Genomic DNA, 22,702 nt, shown 5'->3' with positions numbered 1-22,702 from the left:
GTAACGCTAAACATCCATTTCCTATAAACGAAATAGAAAGGTTCGATTGTTCTTCGTCGACAGCGGTCTATACCTTATATCGGACCAGACCAAGAGCAGGAGACGCCACATGACCCGCAAGACAATGACCACCAGCGCCGGTGCCCCCATCGGTGACAACCAGAACAGCCTGAGTGCGGGCCCCCGTGGACCTCTGCTGCTCGAGGACTACCAGCTTCTCGAGAAACTCGCTCACCAGAACCGCGAGCGCATCCCCGAGCGCACCGTCCACGCCAAGGGCTGGGGCGCCCACGGCACCCTGACCATCACCCAGGACATCACCCGCTACTCCAGGGCCAAGGTCTTCACCCCGGGTAGCCAGACGCCGATGCTGGCCCGCTTCTCCACCGTGGCCGGCGAACAGGGTGCGGCGGACGCCGAGCGTGACGTGCGCGGCTTCGCCCTGAAGTTCTACACCGAGGAAGGTAACTGGGATGTGGTCGGCAACAATACGCCGGTGTTCTTTATCCGTGATCCGTCCAAGTTCCCGGACTTCATCCATACCCAGAAGCGCCACCCGCGCACCAACATGCGCTCGGCCACCGCGGCCTGGGACTTCTGGTCGCTGTCGCCAGAGTCACTGCATCAGGTGACCATGCTGATGTCGGACCGTGGCCTGCCCACCGACGTTCGTCACATCAATGGCTACGGTTCCCACACCTACTCATTGATCAACGCCGACAACCAGCGCGTGTGGTGCAAGTTCCACTTCCGCACCGCCCAGGGTCACAAGCACTTTACCGATGCCGAGGCCGAACAGGTGGTGGGCAAGAGCCGCGAGACCACCCAGGAAGACCTCTACAACGCCCTGGAAAACGGCGACTACCCGCGCTGGAACTTCTTTATCCAGGTGATGACCGAGGAACAGGCCAGGCAGGCGCCGTTCAATCCCTTCGACCTGACCAAGGTGTGGCCCCATGGCGACTACCCGCTGATCGAGGTCGGCTACTTCGAGCTCAACCGCAACGCCGACAACTACTTTGCCGAGATCGAGCAGGCTGCCTTCTCACCGTCCAACAAGGTGCCGGGCATCGGCTTCTCGCCGGACAAGATGCTGCAGGCACGGGTGTTCTCTTACGCCGACGCCCACCGCTACCGCCTCGGCACCCACTACGAGGCGCTGCCGGTCAACCAGCCGAAGTGTCCGGTCCACCACTACCACAAGGACGGCCCGATGCGCTTCTTCGCCAACGGAGAGCAAAACGGCGACGCCTACTACGAGCCCAACTCCTTCGATGGACCGACCGAGGACCCGAGCGTAGTGGAACCGCCGCTGCCGCTGGAAGGCGACGCCTGGCGCTACGACCATCGCGAAGGCAACGACGATTATTCGCAGCCGCGCGCCCTGTTCGAATTGATGAGCCCGGAGCAGCGGGAGCGACTGTTCGGCAATATCGCCCGGCATATGCAGGGTGTCCCGGACTTTATCAAGGAGCGTCAGCTCGGCCACTTCGAGAAGTGCCACCCGGAGTATGCTGCCGGTGTCCGTGAGGCCATCGCAAGGGTCGGTGACTGACCCATCTTGCCACCAGGCGAGAAGTGCCACCCGCTGACCAATCCCGTCACAGCACGTCCCCATGCCCCCGCCTAAAGGCGGGGGTATTTTTTTGTGTCCACCGTGGTGGCATCGTTCGGCTTGTCGGGCGACCCCACCGGCCAGAGACCAACGTCTTGCACAAAAAACGGGCCCCGAAGGGCCCGTCCTGTTGTCACCACTCGCGACGATACGTCGCTCGCGATATCAGTTGTCGAGCACGACCTTGAGCTCGTAGTTGTTGGGGCCGTCCTGCGCGTTGCCGAACTTCTGACCGGTGACCCGAATGTGGTACATACCCGGATCCAGCTGGGTGGTCAGATCGACGTTGCCGTTGAAGCCCTGACCTTCACCCTCGGCGACGATACGCCCGGAGGCATCGGCCACCTCCATGGTCAGGCGATAGGTGTCTTCGTCGCCCGGCGGGAAGGTCGAGGTGGTGATACGCACGCTGCTCGGCTCGGCCACGTTGAAGCTCAGTACCTCACCACGAGCGCGAATCTTGACGTCGGTCTTGACGCTCTGCACCTGACGCTCATCCGGGTTATCGCTGCGCGCTGCACTACCGCTGACGCTGGCTGCCGCGCCAGCGCCGGCGGCTGCACCTGCTGTGGCACCGGCCGCCGAGGAGGAACCCGCCACCCCGGCCGTGGACGCCGTGGTGGCCGCCGAGGCACCTGCGCTTGAGGCCACTTCGCCTGCTGCCGCTGCGGAGGAGGCAGACGCAGAAGTCGCTGCTGCGCTGGAGGACTGGGCTGCGGCAGACTGAGTCGCGGCGGCCCCGGAGGCACCGGATTGACTACCCAGGGTAACCACGGCGTCACGACTGGTGACAAAGGCGCTCTGGCTCCCGTCACGATCCGAGCCCACGAACTGCAAGCCGGTGCCATCATCCACCTCGATACGATTACCACGATCATCGAGACCCACCACGGCGATGCTGTAGCCGTCGCCGGCGCGACCGCGTCGACCAAAGCGGGTGCCCTTGACCTGCAACTCGTACTTGCCGGGTGTCAGGCGACTCTCCAACTGGAGACCACCATCCTGGCCGTAGCCCTCGCCCCGAGCGATCACGTTGCCGGCATCGTCCATCAGCACCGCATCGATCTGGTAGCTGTCTTCATAGCCTGCGCTGACACGGCTCTCGAAACGATAGACCCCTTCTTCCTCTACCTCGAAGTCATGGGCATGGGGGGACCCGAACATGAAGCTCTGGCTGCGGGCGTCACTCTCCGGCTTGAAGAAGCCGGTCAGATCGAGCTGGCGGTTCTCCTCACGGAAGCGCTCGGTCATGGCACTGTCAGAAGCCTGTACGGTGGTACCTGCAAGGGCAACACCAAGCGCCAGCAGCGCCGCGGGTAGGGTGACGTCTTTCATGGATCCTCACATGCTTGCCGATTGAGAGCAGAAAAAAAGCCGATCCCGGAGGATCGGCTTTCGTTTATAGCGTTCCAACGCTAGGGGGTCAAACCTGTCGGATTAGAACAGGTAGGTCAGACCCACGGCGTAGCCGTCACCCTGGTCGTTGTCACGGTCACGCACGGCGCCTTCCACGTAGGTGTACATGGCGTCGGAGATGTTGTAGGTCACGCCGGCAACAAACTCGTTGTGGTTGTCGTCGTCGTTCTCGTCATCGTTGGCGCTGTCGAAGTCGCTGAAGCCGCTGCCACCGAAGTCGATGTACTGGTAGGAGCCGTAAACGTCACCCATACCGTCCAGGTAGCCGTAACGGGCACCGATGGCGTAGTAGTCAGCGTCTTTCAGCAGGTCGTTGTCGGACTCGAAGCGCTCGTACTTGACGGCAACGCGCAGGCTGTCCCACTGGTACTGCATGGTGACACCGTACTGGTCGCCCAGGTCGCTATCGATGTCCACCGTTTCTACACTGTTAGTGACGCTATCACCATCAACATCGGTAGCGATGTAGGTGAATGACTGATCTTCGATGTCGTAGATACCCAGATCGTCGTAGACACCGGCGATGGAGAAGCCGCCGTAGGTGTACTTCAGACCACCGAAGATAGAGGCCTCACCGGAATCGGTCAGGTTCTCGGACTCGCCGTCACCCTTGTACTGGGTACCCAGAGCGAACTGGAAGCCGCCCCAGACCGGAGAGGTATAGGTGATCTTGTCGCCTTCGGGATCACCGACGATAACGTCAGCGTCGCCAGCTTCGTCACCCGGAGCACCCTTGAAGGTGTTGGAGTCGGAAACGTCGAAGTATTCGTTGTTGGAGATCGGATCCTGGATCCAGTCGTCCAGCAGGGAATCGTAGGAACCAACGCGAGCGTCACCGAAGTTGCCCTTCAGGCCGATGTAGGCGGTGTCGCCTGCATCACGACCGGCGACCTTCATTTCGTCGGCCTTGAAGTCGTCGATTTCGATCTTGGCGTAGCCGATCAGACCGTTGTAGATGACGTGCTCGGCGGCGAAGCCGAAGGTAGAACCGTTGTCGGCGATCTCGTCACGAGTTTCGCCATCGTCATCCTTGACTCCGGCGTAGACCAGCTGGACGTTGCCGTAGATGTCGAGTTTGGTGCCGTCTTGGTTGTAGACGGTGGCGGCCTGGGCACTGACGGCGGTAAAGGCGGCAGCACCGGCGATGGCAGTCGCTAACAGTGTCTTTTTCATTGCTGAGTTCCTTTTGACTAGCTTGCTGTTTCGATCGTTGCTGCGCTTGGCAGCCTTGGCTTGCCGGTCGTTGCCGGCTCGTTTTTCTGGCCTTGTGGTTCCTGGCAGGGAACCGAGGCAGCGAGCCTGACAGCGGCGAAGCCTTGTTATAGTCCAATGCTCGCAAGGGCAACCATATACCGGGATTCTCAGGAGCGCAACAAGAAAAAAACACTGTTTTCGTTCCCGCCGCCCCTCGATTCGACACCGATCCCTGCGAAGGCGCCGCCAGCGCTGGAACCGGAAAAACGACTTAACGAACATTGTTCGCTAACCTCGAACCGATTCTGCACAAAGTGCTGCGCCGGGCATAGCGACTACATCATGCCCCGCTGATGTGACGCTTTCAAGTCAGCTGGGTTGAACACTGTCGACAGTCGTCAACGGCGGCGGCCGTCCATAAGGACCGCACAATTGAGGACCGCACATCAGGACCAGGCATAAAGCGCCCAGACAACGACCACACCCAAGGAGCGCGGTCAGTGACTACCATTGTGGCGGGCCATCAGGGCGTCGAGTTTGCGCTGTAGCCGCGACTCCTCGCTGTCGTGGCCATGAGACTGGTGCCTGGACTCGTTCTGCGGCTGGTGGAGATGCGGGGGGCGCCCCTGTGACATCGCCGTGCGGCTGCTCTGTTCACTCTCGACTTCCCGATGGGGCTGCGGGTCGGCCTTTGATGCCCCCTGGGGTTGATTGCCCTTGCCTGCGCCAGCGCGCCGCCGGCCCTGGCCGCTGCGCCGCTGCGACACCTTGCCGCGCCCTTGCTGCTCCGCCTGCAGGCGGTCCAGCTTGCGCTTGGCGTGTTCGGCGGCCTGGGCATCGACCGCTCCGACCAGCGCGCCCTGCAGATCGATACGCTCGGCGCCTTCCCTGACCGACTTGAGATACCGCGGCAGGTTGACGTAGCAGGCCAGGGCCCGCCGCACCAGCTTCTCGGGCCAGGGCTCGCTGGCCGCCAGGTCCTCGTGGATGCCCACCTTCAAGGGACGGGTGTGGCCCTTGAAGAAGGTCTTGTCATAGCGCTGGTACCACTCACCCAACAGCGCCTGGGGAGACGGCGCCTTGTCGATGGCCAGATCCCCCTGGCGGCCAGCCTCGTCGGAGGCCGTCGCTTCGGATGTATCACCCTGGAGGTCAGCGTCCCTGGAAGGCGCCCCTTGGCTTTGTTGGCTTGACTGCGACCGAGAGGCGTCGGATGACACCGTCGCGTCAGTGGACGGGGCCGGGGACGCTTCGCTGGCCGTTACAGCCGATGCGACCTCGCCGGCAGGCCCGTCCACTCGCCCAGCATCCAGGTCAGAGGCTTGCTCAGGAGACTGGACAGGGGCTTGCTCACCGCTGTGCTCGGCAGATGTCTTGTCGGCTTGCTCGGTTTGCTCAACGGCTGTATGAGCCGCTGTCTGGTCAGACGCCTGGTCGGCTGCTTGTTCAGTCGTCCGATCGTCTGTCTCGTCGGCTGACTGATCACCACTGGCATGACGCGGGCGATGCTGCATCAATGCAGCCAGGCCCTGGGCGCGTCGCTTGGGACGAACAAAGGCGGGGGACTGAGGCTCGGCTTCGGGATGTTCGACGCGCTCACGCAGCCTGGCGTTGTGGGCCTCGAGTTCACGATTCTGTTCGTCGAGTTCGCGATTTTCCTCGGTCAGTTCGCTGTTTTCTTCAAACAGCGCCTGGCGCTCGGCGCGCAGTGCCTCAAGCTCCGTCTCGAGCTGACCGCTGCGTTCGACGGCGCTGCCAAGTTGCGACTCGAGCTCACGCTGACGTTCTCGGGCGGCGGTCAATTCGGCGTTCAGCTCAGCGCTCAACCGCTCTCGTTCGGACGCCAGCCGTTCGCACTCCTCCATCAAGCGCTGGCGCTCGTCGGCCATACGCTGGTGCTCGCTGGACAGCTGACGCTCGCGCCGACGCCCTTCACGCAGTCCGTCCAATAGCGTCGCCGTGCGTTGCTCGAGCGCCTCCAACGGGTGTTCTGCGTGTGTCTCGATCACGTCGACTCCTCCAGGCTCAGCAAAATGCCGCGTTGCAGGGGTGACTCCGGTCACGCCCCGCTGTTGTCAGGGTTGTCGCCACAGTCTGTGCCAGGGCTTGCGATGTCGCAATTGTCGCCGCTCGGCGACGCTCATTGTGTCACCTGCAAGACGCCAATTTCGTCCCGTGGCGACTACCGCAAATCCGCAACCAGGCATTAGGCGCTTCAGCTCTCGGCTGAACGCTCGTAGCGAACGAAGCGGTAGGCGGGCTGGCCTTCGCTCGGCGAGCCGGCTTCGCTGGCGACTTCCTGCCAGTCGCCTTCAAGCGCCGGGAAGTGGGCGTCACCTTCGATATCGACATCCACCTCGGTGAGATAGAGCCGCGATGCGATCGGCATGGCCTGGGCGTAGATCTGAGCCCCGCCCATGACCATGATCTCTTCGGCGGCCTCGATGGTGGCCTGACTGTCGGCCAGTTCGATCGCGCTGGCCAGGTCGTGACAGACCCTGACGCCATCGTGATGAAAGGAGGTGTCACGGGTGACCACGATATTCAGCCGGTTAGGCAGCGGACGGCCGATGGACTCGAAGGTCTTGCGTCCCATCACCAGGGGCTTGGCCTGGGTCATGCGCTTGAAGAACTTGAGGTCCTCCGGCAGGTACCAGGGCAGCTGGTTGTCGACCCCGATGACCCGGTTACGCGACATGGCGGCGATCATCGCCACCGGCACGAAGGTGTCGAGCCTCGCCAGATCCTGGCCTTCGCTCGCATTGTCGGCGCTGCTCATACCGCTACCTCGGCCTTGATATGGGGATGGGGTTCATAGTCGTGGATGCTGATGTGCTCGAAACGGAAGTCGAACAGGTTATCCACCGACGGCTCCAGCTCCAGGCGAGGCGCCCGGGTGGGCGTTCGACTCAGCTGCAACTCGGCCTGTTCGAGATGGTTCAGATAAAGGTGGGCATCCCCCAGGGTGTGAACGAAATCACCGGGGGCAAGACCCGCCACCTGGGCGATCATCCGAGTGAGCAGCGCGTAGCTTGCGATATTGAAGGGAACGCCAAGGAAGATGTCGGCACTGCGCTGATAGAGCTGGCAGGACAGCTTGCCGTCGGCCACGTAAAACTGGAACAGGCAATGACAGGGAGGCAGTGCCATCTCGTCCACCAGCGCCGGGTTCCAGGCGGACACGATCAGCCGCCGTGAGCGCGGGTTGGTGGCAAGCTGGTCGAGCAGTGTCTCGATCTGATCGACGCTGCCACCGCGAGGATCCGGCCAGCTACGCCACTGATAGCCATAGACAGGGCCGAGGTCGCCGTTCTCGTCGGCCCACTCGTCCCAGATACGCACGCCGTTTTCCTTGAGGTAGGCGATATTGGTATCGCCCTTCAGAAACCACAGAAGCTCATGGATGATCGACCGCAGATGCAGCTTCTTGGTGGTCACCAACGGAAAGCCGCGGGACAGATCGAAGCGCATCTGATGACCAAAGATCGAGCGTGTGCCCACGCCGGTGCGGTCGTCACGCTCGACCCCTTCGTCCAGCACCTTGCGCATCAAATCCAGATACGGCTGCTCCAGGGCGGGGAGGTCGGTGGCTTCGGCAGCGCTATCAACAGGCATCGGGATTCACTCGCTTGGTCGTGACGGATTCGGGACGGTTTCTCGAAACCAGAAAAACCGGCAATTGTACTGCTCGGCATGCTTCGATGCCAGACGCGGCCAGCTTGGCGCGGCCAGCTTGGCGCGGCCACCGGGGCCCTGTCGGCGTGACGCAGCCTCTCGGGCATGACCAACCGGGCCGGGCCAAGGCGGCCGCATCATGCATCGGCGGATCGTCAGCGCCTAGTCGGCCGCAGGCGCGGTACGGACATCCATCGGCTGGCGGCGAGACCAGGCCACCAACAGCACGCCGAACAGGATCATCGGCAGGCTAAGCAGCATGCCCATGGTGACCCAGCCAAGGGCAATGAAGCCAAGCTGCGGGTCCGGCTGACGCACGAACTCCACGGCGAAGCGACTCAAGCCGTAGATCAACAGGAACAGACCAGAGACCAGGCCGCGACGTCGCGGTGTGCTCGACACCCACCACAGCACCACGAACAGTACCAGGCCTTCGAGCAGCGCCTCGTACAGCGAGGAAGGATGGCGCGGCTCGGGGCCGTAGCCAGGGAACGGCATGCCCCAGGGAAGGTCAGTGACGCGGCCCGGCAGTTCGTGATTGATGAAGTTACCGATGCGCCCGGCCCCCAGGCCGATCGGCACCAGCGGCGCGACGAAGTCGGTCAGGGTGAAGAACGCCAGGTTCTTGCGCCGGGCGAACAGCAAGGCCGCCAGCAACACCCCGAGCAGGCCGCCATGGAAGCTCATGCCGCCGTCCCACACCTTGACGATCCACAGCGGGTCCGCGAGCCACTGATCCAGCCCGTAGAACAGCGCGTAGCCAAGGCGTCCACCGAGCACCACGCCGAGGGCGGCGTAGAACAGCAGGTCGCCCACGTCGTCCCGGGTCAGGCCGATGCGGTGGGCGCGTCGACAGCCCAACCACCAGGCAGCGACAAAGCCCACCACGTACATCAGTCCATACCAGTGGACCTGGAGCGGACCCAGCGAGATGGCAACGGGATCGATCTGGGGATAAGACAGCATAGTCGGTAGATTTCCTGAAAGTGACCGAGGTGACCAGAGAGTAACGTAGCGCTATACAAGCGGATGACCGCCAGAAAAACGCCACAGCGGCAATAGGACAGCAAGCGGCGGCGACGGTTCGCTACAGCAGGAAGCCGAGCCCCACCACCGTCAGCAACAGCGCGAACGACAGCTTGAGCACCCGAGCGGGCAACCGATGCGCCAGTCGCACACCAAGCCGCGCACAGGGAACGCTGGTCAGGGCAATCCCCAAAAGCGCCGGCAGCATGACAAAACCGAAGGCGCCATCGGGCAGTCGCGGATCACCAAGGCCAACGGCGATGAAGGTCACCGCGCCGACCAGGGCGATGGGCATTCCGCAGGCCGCCGAGGTACCGACCGCCTGGGTCATGCTGGCACCGCAGCGAATCAGCCAGGGAACGCTCAGTGTCCCCCCACCGATACCGAAGAGGGCAGAGACACCTCCGATGACACCGCCGGCGACGACCATGCTGCCACGCCCGGGGGCCTGACGCCCCGCCTTGGGCGAGCGCCCCAGCACCAGCTTGGCGGCGACCAGCAGCAGAAAGACGCCGAACAGCGTGCCGAGCAGGCCGCCCGACAGGGCGCCGGCAACGAACACCCCAAGCACGGCGCCCATCACCAGCCCCGGCAGCAGCGCTACCAGCCAGTCACGCCGAATGCTGCCCCGGCGAAAGTGGCCCCAGGCGGACGAGGCGCCGGTGATCACGATGGTCGCAAGCGAGGTCCCCACCGCCAGGTGCATGGCCACCTCGCCGGACACCTGTTGCAGCGCGAATACCGTCATCAGGCTGGGCACGATGATCAGCCCGCCACCCACGCCGTAGAGACCGGCCAGGAAGCCCGCCGCGGTGCCGAGCGCCAGATAGGAGACCAGGGACGCCAGCATCAGACCGACCTCGTCGGCAGCGGCAACCAGTGATCGAGCAGTTCGAGCAGCGCCTGGGGACGATAGGGCTTGGCCAGCCAGGCGTCCATGCCGGCCTGCTGAAAGCGCGCCTGGTCCTGGTCGCTGGCATTGGCGGTCAGGGCGATCACCACCGCACGCGGGCGGCCCGAATCCGCCGCCTCCATCGCGCGCAGACGACGGCAGGTCTCGACGCCGTCGATATCCGGCAGCACGATATCCATCAGCACCAGATCGACGGCAACCGCCGCCAGCCGCTCCAGCGCTTCCTCTCCGCGGGTCGCGGTCACCACCTCGACGCCTCGGCGCTCGAGAACCTCCCGCGCCAGCATCAGGTTGACCGGACCGTCGTCGACGATCAGCACCCTGGGTGTCGCTTCGTCGGCCGATGACTCGGAAGGCTCTGCCACAGGCGCCGTGTCGGTGCCGTCCTCGAGGTTGTCGAGCAACAGGCGAATATCGCTCAGTCGGCGTAACGCCTCGGGCTCGGCGCCGTCGCCGGCCCGGTTGATCAGCTGATCGAGCTCGGCGATCAAGGGTGCCAATGCCTTGCCGACGTGGCTCAGGTAGCTCGACTTCAGACGCGACTCTTCTCTGGCGCGGGACAGCGCGGCGGCCAGGCGCCGGCTTTCGTGCTCCCAGTCGCTGGGCTCGCCCAGCGAATCCGGCGTGTTCTCTGCTCGGCTATCTGCTCGGCTATCTGCTCGGCTATCTACTCCGATATCTGCTCTGACTTCCCCCTGGCTTTCGAGCCAAACCGCATCACCGCTCTCGACGTCAGGCGGACTGCCGCGCCGTCTTTGGCCTGCCTTCGGTCGAGCGTCGATGGCCTCGAGCAGCCACCTGACTCGCTCCATCAGCGAGTCTTCCGGCGAGGGGGCTTCGTGCCGCCCATCGAGTTGTGGCGACAACTGGCTCTCGACCCGTTCGAGCAGGCTGTCGAAGTCACGCTGAGCGCGGGATAGGCGATGCTTGAGCAGCACCAGGAAGACGAGGATGTTGAGCGTGGTGCCCACCAGCAGACCCATGACGATCCACAGGGTGGTGCTCCAGCCGGCGGCGGCGGGCATCAGCCAGTGCAGCGAGGCGCCCAGCACCAGACACAGCGCCAGCAGCACCCCCTGGGCGGCTACCACCGGCCACAGGATGGGAATCACCAGCCTGCGCCAAAAGCGATCCCTGCTATCGTCGCCTTCCATCTTCCATCCTGTTGAATGAAGAAGCCAAGAGTGTACGTTGCCGGCCGCAGCCTGTCATGGTGGCACAGTTGCAGGCTCTCCCCGGATTCCCCTGGGCAGAAAATCCGGCTACGCTGCGCCCATGTGCCTGATTGCCTTTCACTTCGCCCCGGACAGTGCGCGGCCGATCACCTTGATCGCCAACCGCGACGAGGTCCACGCGCGCCCCACCGCGCCCCTGGCCGCCTGGCCGGACGCCCCGGGACTGGTCGCCGGTCGCGACCTCGAGGCCGGCGGGACCTGGCTCGGCATCCATCGTCGCGGCCGCTTCGCCGCCATCACCAATGTTCGCGACCCGGAACTGATACCACCGCAACCGAGCGAAAGCCGCGGCCTGCTGGTGCGCCGTGGCCTCGAAACCGATGACCTCGAGGCCTGGCTCGAATGCCAGAGTGCGGGCGAGGCATTGCGCTACGGTGGCTTCAATCTGCTGATCGGCGACGGCAAGCGGCTTTGGCACCTCGAGCGGCATCGCCACGGCTGCGCACTGCAGGCGGTCGAGGCCGGAGTGCACGGCCTGTCCAACGCCTCTCTGGATACCCCCTGGCCCAAGCTGGTCCAGGTGCGCAACGCCCTGGCCGAAGACATCGCCGAGGCCAGACACGCCTCCCTGGCAAACGCCCGCCAGGGCTTCCTCGACCGCCACCCGGCGCCGGACGCTAGCCTGCCGGACACCGGCGTGGGGCTGGAGCTCGAACGCTTCCTGTCACCGGCCTTTATCGTCGGCGACGACTACGGCACCCGTGCCACCAGCGAGTTGACGCTGCACCGCGACGTGAACGGCGAGCGTTTCGACATCTCGGAACGGCGCTTTGGCCCGGGCGGGCGGCCTCAGGGCGAGACCCGGCTGGCGCTGACCATCGACCGAGACGGCTGAAGCGTCGCTGGCCACGCTGCGAGATGCCAAGGCGCGCGGCCATCCTTGACGGCCGCTGCCTCGCTCAATCCCTGGGCGGCAGCAGATGGGCCAGCTGCCAGGCCTGCATGCGGCTCGCCAGGTGGGCGCGCACCTCGGCTGGCGTTTCCAGCGCAAGGGTCTGCTCCACCAGCTCGGCTGCCGCCTCTCGCGATACCCGACGAATGGCCGCCCGCACGCGGGGCAGGTTGGGGCCATTCATCGACAGCACCCGGAAGCCCATGCCCATCAGCAGCAGCGCACCAGCCGGGTCGCCGGCGAGTTCGCCGCACACCGAGGTCGGCACATTCAGCTCGCTGCTCTCGGCGGCCAGGCGATGCAGCGCCGACAGCACCGCAGGGTGACAGGAATCGTAGAGGTCAGCGACCCGCGGGTTGTTGCGATCCACCGCCAGCAGGTACTGCGTCAGGTCGTTGCTGCCCACGGAGAAAAAGTCGACCCGCGCCGCCAGTGCCCTGAGCTGGTAAAGCGTCGCCGGCACCTCGAGCATCACCCCGAGGCGCGGCCGGCGCACTTCCACCCCCTCTTCGCCCAGCTCGATGATCGCCCGCTCGATCAGCTTCAGGGTGTCATCGACTTCATCGACATTGGTCACCATGGGCAGCAGCAGCTCGAGGTTGTCGAGCCCCTGGGAGGCCCGGAGCATGGCGCGCAGCTGTACCATCAGCACTTCGGGGTGATCCAGGGTGACGCGAATACCGCGCCAGCCGAGGAAGGGGTTGGCCTCTTCGATGGGGAAGTACGGCAGGTCCTTGTCGCCACCGATATCCAGGGTCCGCATCACCACCGGAAGCGGGGCAAAGCTCTCGAGCTGCTCCCTGTACAGCCGGGTCTGCTCCTGCTCGCCGGGGAAACGTTCGGTGATCATGAACGGCACTTCGGTGCGATACAGCCCTACCCCGCCGATACGCGTCTTGAGCGATGCGACCGTATCGACGGTCAGTCCGGTATTGACCATCAGCGTCATGGCGTGACCGTCCGGGGTCACGCTGGGCAGGTCCTGCTCGTGTTCGAGCAGCGCCGCCAGGGCCTTCTCCTCGTCGATCTGGCTCTGGTAATGGGCCACCAGCTCCGGGCCAGGACGCACGAACACGCGCCCTCGGTGACCATCCAGCACCAGCGGGGCGCCGTCGAGTCGCGGCAATGGCAGGTCGATCATCCCCGACACCAGCGGAATCCCCATGGCACGGGCGATGATGGCCACATGGGAGTTGCTCGACCCTCGTACCGAGATCAGTCCGCCAAGTCGGTCCCGGGGCACCTCGCCAAGCAGCGCGACGCTGATCTCGTCACCGATCAGGATGGCCCCCTGGGGGTAGTGTTCGGGCAACCGCGGCGACTCTTCCTGCAGATGGGCCAGCACTCGGCGTCCGAGATCGCGCACGTCGGCGGCACGCTCTCTCAGGTAATCGTCGTCCACACGCTCAAGATACTGCACATGGCGGCGCACCACGTCGGCCAGGGCGCCGGGCGCCCACTGGCCCTCGCGGATACGCTTTTCGACTTCCTGGGACAGCGCCGCCTCGCCGAGCATCTGCTGATAGACGTCGAACAGCGCCAGTTCCTGGGCCGAGATACGATTGGCCAGCCGCTCGCCGGCGGCACGAATCTCTTCGCGCACCCGAGCGATGGCGTCCTTGAGCCGTGCGATCTCGAACTCGACGTCGGTGGGCACCAGATCCGGCACGCTGTCGAGATCGGCCGGCGGTGACAGCACCACCGCCTCGCCGATGGCCATGCCGGGTGAGGCGGCGACCCCGATGAAGGTCGCCTGGACGCCGGGAAAGGCCGGGCAGGTCAACCCACCAGTGGCCAGCGCATGGGCCAGCACGCCGGCAAGCTGGGCGCCCATGGTGACCAGGAAGGCCTCGTCGGATTCATCGTAACGACGACGCTCTGCCTGTTGCACCACCAGTACACCGAGCATGCGGCGCTGATGGATGATGGGCACACCGAGAAAGCTCGAGTAGCGCTCTTCACCGGTGGCCTCGAAGTAACGGAAACTGGGGTGAGCCTGGGCGTCCTCCAGGTTGAGCGGTTCCTCGCGGCGGGCCACGGTGCCGACCAGCCCCTCCCCTACCGGCAGCGCCACCTGGCCCACCGCCTGGGTTCTCAGGCCGATGGTCTCCATCAGCACCAGCGCATCGCGTTCGCCGTCGAACAGGTAGAACGAACAGACATCGGTCTGCATCGCCTTGCGTGTCCGGCGCACCAGGGTCGCCAGCGCCGCGTCCAGGCTGCGCGCGCTGTTGACCTCCTGAATGATTCGTTGCAGGACCTTGAGCATGGAAAGGTCTCACCCCTGTTCTTGTACTGGTCCGGCCATGGGGCGACCGAACGATAAGTGGGAGGCAGCAACGCCACCGGCCTCTCGCCGACGTGGCTGATGTGCTGCCGCGGGCGCTGGATTCATCCCTTCTCCAGCGCCAGGCTCTGGGCGCGAGGCAATAGCTCACGTAGTGCTCGGCGGTAGACCTCCCTCTTGAACGGTACCACCTGCCCCAGCGGATACCAGTAACTGACCCAACGCCAGCCATCGAACTCGGGCTTGGGGGTGCCATCCACACAGATGCGGCTTTCCTGGCAGCGGATCCGCAGCAGGAACCACTTCTGTTTCTGTCCTATGCACACTGGGCGCGAATGTGTGCGAACCATGCGTCGCGGCAGGCGGTAGCGTAGCCACCCCCTGGTGCAGGCCAGTACCTCCACATCCTCGGCGGTCAGGCCGATTTCTTCGTGGAGCTCTCTGAACAAAGCCTGCTGGGGCGTCTCATCTGACTTGATGCCTCCCTGGGGAAATTGCCACGCGTTCTGCCCTACCCGACGCGCCCATAGCAGCTGCCCCTGGTCGTTGACGATGATGATGCCAACGTTGGGGCGAAAGCCGTCTGCGTCGATCACGGGCTTCACCTTTCCAATCGGTATTGACTGCATTCTTCCACAATGGCTCGAAGCGCATCAATACGACATCTCGAACCCCTGCCGAGGTTCTGACATAATCGCCCCCTTTGTGGCCTTCCCGGGCCAGGGGCCCATGGGCATGACGTACGCCTGTTGCTGGCCACTCCGACACAGATCGCCGGGCCGGGAGGTCGCCTCACCCAAGCGCCGGGAGACACACCTTGAGTCTGGCCATCTTCGATTTGGACAATACCCTGCTGTCGATCGACAGCGACCATGCCTGGGGCGAATTCCTGCTCGAGCAGGGCGCCGTGGACGCGGTGGCCTATCGCGAGGCCAATGACCGTTTCAAGGCCGACTACGACGCCGGTCGTCTCGACATGATGGCCTTCCTGGAGGTGGCCCTGAAGCCACTGGCGGACAATTCCATGGAACAGCTCGCCGCCTGGCATCAGCAGTTCATGGCCAGCAAGATCGAGCCCGCCATCCTGCCCCAGGCCGAGGAACTGATCGCCCGCCACCGCGCACGGGGCGACACCCTTCTGATCATCACCGCTACCAATCGCTTCATCACTGGCCCCATCGCCGAACGCCTGGGCATCGATGACCTGATCGCCGTGGAACCGGAGCTCGTCGATGGCCGCTACACCGGCCGGGTCAGCGGCGTGCCGAGCTTTCAGCAGGGCAAGGTGACCCGCCTGGAACAGTGGCTTTCTGAGCGCGACGACACCCTCGACGGCGCCTGGTTCTACAGCGACTCCCACAACGACCTGCCGCTGCTCGAGCAGGTCGATCATCCGGTCGCGGTGGACCCGGACCCGGCCCTGCGCGAAGTCGCCGAGGCCAAGGGCTGGAAGATCATCTCCCTGCGCGGTTGAGCCAAGCGCGGTTGAGACAAGCCCCCTCGCACGACGCCGACGCCATCCACAAAAGAACCCCGCCACATTGTGGCGGGGTTCTTCGTTGGCACGATGACCGCTGGTCGACGTGCCGGCGATGCTGTGCAAGGCCCTGTCGGGCCTTGCGAGACCGATATCAGCCCAGCAGGTGCTCGACCGCAGCGCGCTCTTCGCGCAGCTCGTCTTCGGTCGCCTTCATCTTGGTGCGGCTGAACTCGTCGACCTCGAGGCCCTGGACGATCTCGTACTTGCCGTCCTTGCACACCACCGGGTAGGAATACATGATGCCCGGCTCGACGCCGTAGCTGCCGTCGGCAGGAATGCCCATGCTGACGATGCCGTCGCTGCCCAGCGCCCAATCACGCATGTGATCGATGGCGGCGGATGCGGCGGAGGCAGCGGAGGATGCACCACGCGCCTTGATGATGGCGGCGCCACGCTGCTGCACGGTCGGGATGAAGTCGTTTTCGTACCAGTCGCGCTCGACCAGGTCGAAGGCCGGCTTGCCGTCCACCTTGCAGTGGGACAGATCCGGGTACTGGGTCGCGCTGTGGTTACCCCAGACGATCATGCTGTCGACGTCGGTGACGTGCTTGCCGGCCTTCTGCGCCAGCTGGGTCTTGGCCCGGTTGTGGTCCAGACGCATCATCGCGGTGAACTGACCGGCGTCGAGGTCCGGCGCGTTGCAGGAGGCGATCAGGGCGTTGGTGTTGGCCGGGTTGCCCACCACCAGCACGCGAATGTCACGGCTGGCGTTGTCGTTGATGGCCTTGCCCTGGGCGGAGAAGATGGCGGCGTTGGCCTCGAGCAGATCCTTGCGCTCCATGCCCGGACCGCGCGGACGGGCACCCACCAGCAGGGCGAAGTCGGCGTCCTTGAAGGCCACGTTGGCATCGTCGGTGGCGACGATGTCCTGAACCAGCGGGAAGGCACAGTCGTTGAGCTCCATCACCACGCCATTCAGCGCTTCCATGGCCGGAGTGATCTCGAGCAGCTGCAGGATGACCGGCTGGTCCGGGCCCAGCATATCGCCGGCGGCGATACGGAAGGCGAGAGAGTAGCTGATCTGACCGGCGGCACCGGTGATGGCAATACGTACGGGGTCTTTCATCATGGCTCCTTGGGATTGTCGCCGTGAAGGGGCCCGGGCGGCATCATGCAGACGTCGGCCGACACCTTGGCTGCCTCGGGCGGCGTTCAGGACGCGGAAAATCTTATGCTTGCAGTGCACAAAACTCAATTGGCCCGACGCAATTGACCTGGCCTCGCACCGCCGACCTGGGTTGTCGCCAGGCACGTCCGCCTGGACGATCTGACGTGGCGGCCCTCAAGAGCCAGATCCAGAAGTGTCGGATCCTCTGAGTATCGGGAGCGGGCGAAATCGGCGGCCTGGTGCGAACAACGCCACCAAAGCCTTCGGTGTTATCGAAGGCGATCAAGGCGCTGCGCTGGCCTTGCGCGCCCACTCACCCTCTCACTAACCCTCTCACTCACGGTCCGCCCTCACGGTCCGCCCTCACGGTCCGCCCTCACTACCCTCCTTCACCGCCGGCACCCCTGTCAGGAGATGCCTTCGGCGGGGGCGTGCTCGTCGTGGAGCCGTGCAATCAGCTGATCTTCCAGGCCGAAGCGCTCCGACAGGCCCTTCTTCAGACGCTCGAGCCAGGCCGGCAAACGCGGCAGAAAGCGTTGGCAGCGCACCGGAGTAGAGTAGTCCTCGTCAAAGGACAGCACCAGTTCGGTGGACATCTCGAGGCGTTCCAGCAGACGATCGGCGATATTCAGTGCCGACGTGTCATCGAAGGCACGCGCCTCTTCCCTCAGTTGCGGATAGACCTCGAAATGGCCGGCGCTGATGTAGTCCATCAGCGTCTCGCTGAAGGTGTCGATGCGTTCCTTGGTGATGGTTTCCAGATCCGCATCGCATGACTGTTCGAGCTCATTCAAGACAACGAGCAAACCCTCGCGCTGCTCGAGCCAGCGGTCGATCAGTCGATGGACGCCTCCCCAGCGTTCGCGAGCGGTCTTGCAATCTTCCAACATGGCGGCCTCCCTAGCACTGCCTCACCCCGAATCCAGGCGGATGAACAGACTCCCTCGTGCCGCCGCCCCTGTCAACGAATGCATGCCAAGTACCTGATTGGCCGTCATCACCGACAGCAAAACGGCGCAGAGAACGCCTCTACCGCCAAGCTTCAGCCGTTCCAGCGATAGCCGCTGGTCGTGGCCCGCAGCGTCGTGAGCATGCCCACCGGCACCGCCAGCAGTACCACAAAGCCAATCAACGTCCAGCCTGGCAGCGACAGCCCGAGCAGGGTAGCGCCGACCTCGGCGCACTCGCCGGAGCCGGACAACACCGAGGCGATGACCTTCTGCAGCGGCAGCACATCGATCATGTAATCGAGACCGGGGCCACAGCTCGGCACCTGATCCGCCGGCAGCGACTGCAGCCACAGATGACGCCCGGCAACGGCGATCCCGGACAGCACCGCCAGGGCCGCCAGACCGCTGTAGGCCACTGTGGCGAATGCACCACGAGGTCCATGCAGCGCGGCCACGGCAAACACCAGCCCTGCCGCGATCACCGCCACCCGCTGAAACACACAAAGCGGACAGGGCTCGAGCCCGACCAGGTGCTCAAGCCCCAGGGCCACGGCCATCATTGCCACGCAAAAGCCCAGTCCCGCCAGGCTCCACTGCCGCAGGCTCCACTCGCTCATTTCAGGCTCTCTCCGCTATGGGTCGGTTGATCCGTGGGTGCCAACGCCCGGGTCTCCCGGGCTCGGCTGAAATAGTCGCTCAGGAATTGAGCAAAATCGCTGGTGTCGGATGCCTCGATCTCCCGCTGCTGCTGATGAGAGGTCTCGACCAGGTCTTCCAGCATGGACGCACGACACCGATTGAGCGGCTCGTCAGCCAGCGCAGCGGCCTGCTCACGGGCGATGGCGACCATGGCCTCGACAAACTCCTCACCGTTGTCCTCGAGGCGCGCCAGCACGCGAGCAGAAGGCGTCAGCGACGGATCATCGATGCGCGGCGCGATCGCGTCCACCGCCTGCTGGTGGGGACTGCCATCCTCGAGCTGGTCGAGCAGCGCGGCGACCTCGCGCATCTCGGCGACGATGGCACGACTCCAGTCGACCAGACCGCGGCGGTTGCCTCGGTCATTGAGCTCGAGCCCGGGCTCGCGACCGCGCTCCACCACCAGGCGCCGATTGTCGTCCAGGTGGTCACACTCCTCGTCGGAGATCCAGGGACTGTCGGACAGCAGACACCACACCAGGAAGGTGTCGAGAAAGCGGGTCTGGGCGGCATCGATCCCCAGGGTAGCGAAGGGATCGATATCCAGACAGCGGACCTCGATGTACTCGACACCACGGGCCTCGAGGGCCTGGCTCGGTGTCTCGTCGTGACGGGTGACCCGCTTGGGACGGATATCGCTGTAGTACTCGTTCTCGATCTGCAGGATGTTGGCGTTGAGCTGACGCCAGCTATCGCCATCACGCACACCCAACGCCTCGTAGTCCGGCCAGCCGGTGGCGATGGCATGGCGCAGGGTGTTGACGTAATTCGACAACGAATTGAAGCAGATCTTGAGCTGATCCTGCACCTTGTTCTGGTAGCCCAGATCGGACATCCGCAAGCTCGTCGCATAGCGAGATACCAGGGTGCGCTCGCCGAGGCGTTCCAGCCCCTCGGGGATCTCGCCATCATCCAGGAAGCTGTCGTCGATGGCGGGCGATGCACCGAACAGATACAGCAGTAGCCAGCTATGGCGCCGGAAGTTGCGGATCAGTCCGAAGTAGCGCGACGAGCGGTACTCGCCCATGGACACCTGCTCCTGCTCGTCCAGGGTCTGCAGCAGCGTCCACAGGTCGTCGGGCAGCGACACGTTGTAGTGGATGCCGGCGATCGACTGCATGATCCGCCCGTAGCGAGCGTCCAGGCCGCGACGATAGACATGCTTCATGGTGCCGACGTTGGAGCTCCCGTAGTCGGCAATGGGCACGCTGTCGTTGCCATTGAGCCGGGAAGGCATGCTGGCCGGCCAGATCCACTCTCCGTCCAGATGGCGATAGGTGTAGCGATGGAGATCGGCCAGAAATTCCAGCGCCTCGTCGGGACGGCTGTAGACCGGCGTGATGTACTCCAGCAGCGCCTCGGAGTAGTCCGTGGTGATATGGGGGTGGGTCAGTTTGGAGCCCAGCGCCCGGGGATGGAAGGTCGCCGCGATCACGCCGCGGTCGTCGACCCGAAGCCCCTCCTTTTCAATGCCGCGGCGCAGGCGGCCGAAGCGTCGTGCGGCCGCCGGGCCGCGCAGGCGTTCGAGGAGCGAAGAAAGCTGAGTGGACAAGGTGAACACCCCGTGTCGTGGAAGGGCCCGGGGGCCTGCTTCGAATGGCGGCGACGGCAACGGGCGCTCAGGCGCCCGTTGTTTCAGTCGACAGATACGGTCGACAGCGAAGGTCGACAGTCGAGATCGCTGGATAAGGTCGACAGATTATGGCGTTCCATTGGCAGGTTTCAAGAACGGCCCTGCTTCGCCTTGAGCAGAGCGGCACCCAGAGCGCCCATGGGAGCGGCCTCGTCGCGCCCTCCCTTGCCTGCCTGACCGCGACCCTGCTGGCTCCGAGGGCCCTTGCCCTTGCCACCGCCTTCGCGACGTCTGGGGGCCTGGCGAGCGTCACCTCCGTCGGCGCTGTCGGGAGTATCGTCCATGCGCATGGACAGCCCGATACGCGAGCGCTGCAGATCCACGTTCATCACCTTGACCTTGACGATGTCGCCCGCCTTGACCACGGTGCGTGGATCCTCGACGAAGCGGTCCGACAGCGCTGAAATGTGCACAAGACCGTCCTGATGCACACCGATATCGACGAAGGCACCGAAGTGGGTGACATTGGTCACGGTACCTTCCAGCACCATGCCCGGCTCGAGGTCCTTGAGCGTCTCGACGCCCTCGCGGAACTGCGCTGCACGGAACTCGGGACGAGGGTCGCGGCCAGGCTTGTCGAGCTCGGCGATGATATCGCTGACGGTGGGCACCCCGAAGCGCTCGTCGGCAAACTCGCTGGGCTTGAGCGCCTTCAGCGTGGCGCTGTCGCCGATCAGCCCGGACAGCTCGCGCCCGCTGCGCTCGGCGATGCGCTCGACCAGCGGATAGGCCTCCGGGTGCACGGCGCTAGCGTCCAGCGGATTGGCGCCGTTCATGATGCGCAGGAAGCCGGCGCACTGCTCGAACGTCTTGGGCCCCAGCCGGGACACCTCGAGCAGATCACGGCGATCACGGAAGGCGCCCTTGGCGTTGCGCTGGGTGACGATGTTCTCGGCCAGCCCCGGATTGAGCCCCGCCACCCGCGACAGCAGCGCCGAGGAGGCGGTATTGAGGTCGACCCCCACCGCGTTGACGCAGTCCTCGATGACCACCTCGAGGCTGCGTGACAGCTGGACCTGGGAGACGTCGTGCTGGTACTGGCCGACGCCGATGGACTTGGGTTCGATCTTGACCAGCTCGGCCAGGGGGTCCTGCAGGCGGCGCGCGATCGACACCGCGCCACGAATGGTCACGTCGAGATCAGGCAGCTCGCGGGAGGCATACTCGGAGGCAGAGTACACCGAGGCCCCCGCCTCCGAGACCATGACCTTCGACAACCGGGGATCCTTCATCGCCTTGAGCAGATCCCCGGCCAGCCGATCGGTCTCCCGGCTGGCGGTACCGTTGCCTACGGCGATCAGCTCGACGCCGTGTTTCTTGACCAGTTTCGCCAGTTCGGCAAGCGACGCATCCCACTGATTCCGCGGGGCGTGGGGAAAGATGGTGGCCTGCTCGAGGAACTGCCCGGTGGCATCGACCACCGCCACCTTGCAGCCGGTGCGCAGGCCGGGATCGATGGCCAGCGTGGCCTTGGGGCCGGCCGGCGCCGCCAGCAGCAGATCCTTGAGGTTGGCGGCGAAGACGTCGATGGCCTCGCCTTCTGCCCGCTCACGCAGACGCCCCATCAGCTCGGTCTCGAGATGGGTGTAGAGCTTGACCCGCCATGTCCAGCGCACCACCTCGGCCAGCCAGCGGTCGGCCTTGCGCCCCTCGTCGCGAATCTCGAAGTGACGCGCGATGGCGACCTGGGCTGGGTGCACCGGCGCCTCGTCTTCGCCAGGCAGGCGCAACGCCAGCGCCAGCACACCCTCGTTACGGCCACGGAACATCGCCAGGGCGCGGTGAGAAGGCACCTTGGCGAGCCGTTCGTCGTGTTCGAAGTAGTCGGAGAACTTGGCGCCCTCCTGCTCCTTGCCGGCGATCACGCGGCTGGACAGCTCGCCCTCGCTCCACAGCCTCTCGCGCAGGCGTCCGACCAGCTCGGGGTCCTCGGCGAAGCGCTCCATCAGGATCTGCTTGGCGCCATCGAGCGCCGCCTTGGCGTCTTCGATCGCCGGCGTCTCGCCTTCGGCAGGCCGCAGGTAGCCCGCGGCTTCGGTCTCGGGGTCGAGGGTTGGATCGGCCAGCAGCGCGTCGGCCAGCGGCTCGAGACCCGCTTCCCGGGCGATCTGTGCCTTGGTCCGGCGCTTCTTGCGATAGGGCAGGTAGAGGTCTTCCAGGCGCTGCTTGGTATCGGCAGCCTGGATGCTGGCGGCCAGCGAATCGCTGAGCTTGCCCTGCTCGTCGATGGCCGCAAGCACTGTGGTGCGGCGCTCTTCCAGTTCACGCAGATAGCCCAGGCGCTCTTCCAGGTTGCGCAGCTGGGTATCGTCGAGTCCTCCGGTCACTTCCTTGCGATAGCGCGCAATGAACGGCACCGTCGCGCCGCCATCCAGCAGCTCGACGGTCGCGGAGATCTGAGGGGCCTTGACCGCCAGTTCTTCGGCCAGGCGGGCAATGATCTTGGCTGTAGCGTCCATGAAATCCTTGGCAATACGACGTCTGTGATCCGGCCAAGGTATCACAAAGCGCCCTTTTGC

18 protein-coding genes are annotated in these 22,702 nt (G+C 64.6%); 3 read left to right on the top strand and 15 right to left on the bottom strand.

Annotated elements, in window-relative coordinates; translation table 11 throughout:
- The first annotated feature begins 109 nt into the window (after positions 1–109).
- Positions 110–1,555, top strand: coding sequence for a catalase (locus tag NFG58_RS04575; RefSeq protein WP_108131411.1), 1,446 nt, complete (start codon positions 110–112; stop codon positions 1,553–1,555).
- A 225-nt stretch (positions 1,556–1,780) separates the two neighbouring features.
- On the opposite strand, the gene NFG58_RS04570 is transcribed toward NFG58_RS04575, so the two are convergent.
- From NFG58_RS04570 to NFG58_RS04535, 8 genes are all read right to left on the bottom strand, one after another.
- Positions 1,781–2,950, bottom strand: a complete 1,170-nt coding sequence (locus tag NFG58_RS04570; protein ID WP_108131410.1) for a hypothetical protein — start codon at positions 2,948–2,950, stop codon at positions 1,781–1,783.
- A 102-nt stretch (positions 2,951–3,052) separates the two neighbouring features.
- Positions 3,053–4,204, bottom strand: coding sequence for a porin (locus NFG58_RS04565; protein ID WP_108131409.1), 1,152 nt, complete (start codon positions 4,202–4,204; stop codon positions 3,053–3,055).
- Positions 4,205–4,722: 518 nt separating this feature from the next.
- Positions 4,723–6,234: a ProQ/FINO family protein gene (locus NFG58_RS04560; RefSeq protein WP_231498464.1), complete on the bottom strand. Its 1,512-nt coding sequence runs from the start codon at positions 6,232–6,234 to the stop codon at positions 4,723–4,725.
- A 206-nt stretch (positions 6,235–6,440) separates the two neighbouring features.
- Positions 6,441–7,004, bottom strand: a complete 564-nt coding sequence (locus NFG58_RS04555; RefSeq protein WP_108131408.1) for a dihydrofolate reductase — start codon at positions 7,002–7,004, stop codon at positions 6,441–6,443.
- Positions 7,001–7,840, bottom strand: a complete 840-nt coding sequence (locus NFG58_RS04550; protein WP_108131407.1) for a thymidylate synthase — start codon at positions 7,838–7,840, stop codon at positions 7,001–7,003. Before NFG58_RS04550 ends, NFG58_RS04555 begins: the two co-directional genes overlap by 4 nt.
- Positions 7,841–8,062: 222 nt before the next feature.
- Entirely contained in the window at positions 8,063–8,866 is an 804-nt protein-coding gene (gene lgt, locus NFG58_RS04545) for a prolipoprotein diacylglyceryl transferase (protein WP_108131406.1), read from the bottom strand.
- Between the two features lie 121 nt (positions 8,867–8,987).
- Positions 8,988–9,776, bottom strand: coding sequence for a sulfite exporter TauE/SafE family protein (locus tag NFG58_RS04540; protein ID WP_108131405.1), 789 nt, complete (start codon positions 9,774–9,776; stop codon positions 8,988–8,990).
- A complete protein-coding gene (locus NFG58_RS04535; protein ID WP_108131404.1) occupies positions 9,776–10,993 on the bottom strand; it encodes a response regulator in 1,218 nt (405 codons plus the stop codon). Before NFG58_RS04535 ends, NFG58_RS04540 begins: the two co-directional genes overlap by 1 nt.
- A 121-nt stretch (positions 10,994–11,114) precedes the next feature.
- On the opposite strand from NFG58_RS04535, the gene NFG58_RS04530 reads away from it, so the two are divergent.
- The gene (locus tag NFG58_RS04530; RefSeq protein WP_108131403.1) at positions 11,115–11,909 is read left to right on the top strand and encodes an NRDE family protein; all 795 of its coding nucleotides are present in this window, start codon (positions 11,115–11,117) and stop codon (positions 11,907–11,909) included.
- Between the two features lie 64 nt (positions 11,910–11,973).
- Here NFG58_RS04530 and ptsP read toward each other — a convergent pair whose 3' ends face one another.
- Positions 11,974–14,235 carry a phosphoenolpyruvate--protein phosphotransferase gene (gene ptsP / locus NFG58_RS04525; RefSeq protein WP_108131402.1) on the bottom strand — a complete coding sequence of 754 codons (2,262 nt, stop codon included), beginning with the start codon at positions 14,233–14,235 and terminating at the stop codon, positions 11,974–11,976.
- A gap of 122 nt (positions 14,236–14,357) precedes the next feature.
- Positions 14,358–14,849 carry an RNA pyrophosphohydrolase gene (locus tag NFG58_RS04520; protein WP_045994143.1) on the bottom strand — a complete coding sequence of 164 codons (492 nt, stop codon included), beginning with the start codon at positions 14,847–14,849 and terminating at the stop codon, positions 14,358–14,360.
- Positions 14,850–15,070: 221 nt separating this feature from the next.
- On the opposite strand from NFG58_RS04520, the gene NFG58_RS04515 reads away from it, so the two are divergent.
- The gene (locus NFG58_RS04515; protein WP_045994142.1) at positions 15,071–15,727 is read left to right on the top strand and encodes an HAD family hydrolase; all 657 of its coding nucleotides are present in this window, start codon (positions 15,071–15,073) and stop codon (positions 15,725–15,727) included.
- Positions 15,728–15,884: 157 nt separating this feature from the next.
- Here the strand turns inward: NFG58_RS04515 and NFG58_RS04510 are convergent, their stop codons facing one another.
- The 5 genes from NFG58_RS04510 to NFG58_RS04490 all read right to left on the bottom strand — a co-directional run bounded on the left by NFG58_RS04510 (position 15,885) and on the right by NFG58_RS04490 (position 22,642).
- The gene (locus NFG58_RS04510; RefSeq protein WP_045994141.1) at positions 15,885–16,859 is read right to left on the bottom strand and encodes a malate dehydrogenase; all 975 of its coding nucleotides are present in this window, start codon (positions 16,857–16,859) and stop codon (positions 15,885–15,887) included.
- 449 nt (positions 16,860–17,308) lie between these two features.
- Complete coding sequence (rsd, locus tag NFG58_RS04505) at positions 17,309–17,791, bottom strand: sigma D regulator (RefSeq protein WP_045994140.1); 483 nt, start codon at positions 17,789–17,791, stop codon at positions 17,309–17,311.
- 152 nt (positions 17,792–17,943) lie between these two features.
- On the bottom strand, positions 17,944–18,468 hold the full coding sequence (locus tag NFG58_RS04500; protein ID WP_108131401.1) for a disulfide bond formation protein B: 525 nt from the start codon (positions 18,466–18,468) through the stop codon (positions 17,944–17,946).
- Complete coding sequence (gshA, locus tag NFG58_RS04495) at positions 18,465–20,102, bottom strand: glutamate--cysteine ligase (RefSeq protein ID WP_108131631.1); 1,638 nt, start codon at positions 20,100–20,102, stop codon at positions 18,465–18,467. The genes NFG58_RS04500 and gshA overlap by 4 nt, the downstream gene beginning before the upstream one ends.
- A 170-nt stretch (positions 20,103–20,272) precedes the next feature.
- The gene (locus NFG58_RS04490) at positions 20,273–22,642 is read right to left on the bottom strand and encodes a Tex family protein (protein WP_045994137.1); all 2,370 of its coding nucleotides are present in this window, start codon (positions 22,640–22,642) and stop codon (positions 20,273–20,275) included.
- Between the last annotated feature and the right edge of the window lie 60 nt (positions 22,643–22,702).

It is taken from the genome of Halomonas sp. RT37 (assembly GCF_040070525.1).
Classification (GTDB): Bacteria; Pseudomonadota; Gammaproteobacteria; order Pseudomonadales; family Halomonadaceae; genus Halomonas; species Halomonas litopenaei.
The sequence above is the reverse complement of the archived record's forward strand: the minus strand, read 5'-3'. Positions and strand labels throughout refer to the sequence as shown.